3 protein-coding genes are annotated in these 1,463 nt (G+C 73.0%); all 3 read right to left on the reverse strand.

The window, feature by feature from the left end; translation table 11 throughout:
• A partial coding sequence (locus tag EIO58_RS17790; RefSeq protein WP_240659002.1) for a triose-phosphate isomerase family protein occupies window positions 1–558 on the reverse strand: 558 nt, incomplete at its 3' end.
• A gap of 86 nt (window positions 559–644) precedes the next feature.
• Window positions 645–1,115 (reverse strand): ribose-5-phosphate isomerase, encoded by a 471-nt coding sequence (locus EIO58_RS17795; RefSeq protein WP_127820542.1) that lies wholly within the window; start codon window positions 1,113–1,115, stop codon window positions 645–647.
• Window positions 1,108–1,463: DAK2 domain-containing protein (locus EIO58_RS17800; RefSeq protein ID WP_127820543.1), on the reverse strand; the 356-nt coding region annotated here is incomplete at its 5' end. The genes EIO58_RS17795 and EIO58_RS17800, both read right to left, overlap by 8 nt.

A 1,463-nucleotide genomic window follows, 5' to 3' on the forward strand; every position in this document is an offset into this window, starting at 1 on the left:
CGCGGGCACGGGCGCACCGATCGCCCACACCGGCTCGTACGCGGCGAGGACGGGGCCGGCCGGTGCGCCGTGGAGGTCCGCCTGGAGCTGCGCGACGGTCGCCGCTGCGGCATCCGTCGCGTCCATGCGCTCGGTCTCGCCGATGCACAGCACGGGCGTCATGCCGTGGGAGAGCGCGGCGGTGGCCTTGCGGGCTGTGACCTCGTCGGTCTCGGCGAACAGTCGTCGGCGCTCGGCGTGGCCGATCTCGGCGACCGCGACGCCAACCTCGGCGAGCTCGGCGGCGGCGACCTCGCCGGTGTAGGCGCCCGGTGCGAACTCCGACACGTCCTGCGCGCCGACGAGCACCGGGGTGCCGGCGAACGCCTCGAGCGCGGGGAGGATCTGCAGGTAGGTGGGGATGACGAAGAAGCGGACGGCCCCCGAGGCCACGCCGGGGTGGGCTGCGGCGCGCGGAGCGACCTCGGCGAACCACGCGGTGGCTCGCGCGTGCCCGAAGTACGTCTTCAAGCTCACCCCGACCGTCACCTGCGCGGGGGTCGTGTGTGCGGCGGCCACGAGGTTCGCAGGCTCGCGCGTACCTCGCGGATCCCGGGCGGAATCGTGCGAGATCGGCGCGTTTGTGCGAACTTCGTGGCCGGGCATCAGCAGGATCCGGTGGTCTCGAACTCGTCGATGACGGCGACCTTGTCGGCGGATGCCGAGGTGGTGTCGAACCGGTAGGTCAGCCACTCGCGCACCAGGCGGCGGGCGAGCTCGATGCCGACGACCCGCTGCCCCATGGTGAGCACCTGGGCGTTGTTCGACAGCACTCCGCGCTCGACCGAGAAGGAGTCGTGCGCGGTGACGGCGCGGATGCCGGGCACCTTGTTCGCGGCGATCGCGACGCCGAGACCGGTGCCGCAGATCAGCAGCGCCCGGTCGGCGTCGCCGGCGGCGACGCGCTGAGCGGCCTCGATCGCGACCTTCGGGTACGGGGTGTGACCGTCGGCGTCCACGCCCACGTCGAGCACGGCGGCGACGGCGGGGTTGTCCTCGAGGTCCTTCTTGAGGATCTCCTTGTACTCGAATCCGGCGTCGTCGGCGCCGATCACGATCCGCAGCGGCTCAGGCATGCGCATTCTCCTTCTCTGAGTTCTGTTCCGCGAGCGTCTCGCCCACGGCCGTCACGATGAGGGCGAGCGAGATCGCGCCCGGGTCGGGGGTGCCCACGCTGTTCTGCCCGTGCGTGCGGGCGCGGCCCATGCGGGGCAACAGGTCGGCGGTCGCCTGTGCGGCGCGGGTCGCGGCATCCGCCGCCGTCCGCCACGCGTCGGTGAGACCGGCGCCGGCATCGACGGCATGGGTCAACGCCCCGCTGAAGGGCACGAGAGCGTCGACGAGTGTCTTGTCGCCGACCTCGGCCTTGCCGTAGTCGGTGACCCCGCGCGACCCGGCGGCCACGCCGGCGGCGACGGCCGCCG

The sequence above is a fragment of the Microbacterium sp. CPCC 204701 genome (assembly GCF_004010105.1).
Lineage (GTDB): Bacteria > Actinomycetota > Actinomycetes > Actinomycetales > Microbacteriaceae > Microbacterium.

Excerpts from the sequence above, each read along its gene's own strand:
- EIO58_RS17795 (WP_127820542.1), bottom strand. The coding sequence starts at position 1,115 with ATGCCTGAGCCGCTGCGGATCGTGATCGGCGCCGACGACGCCGGATTC.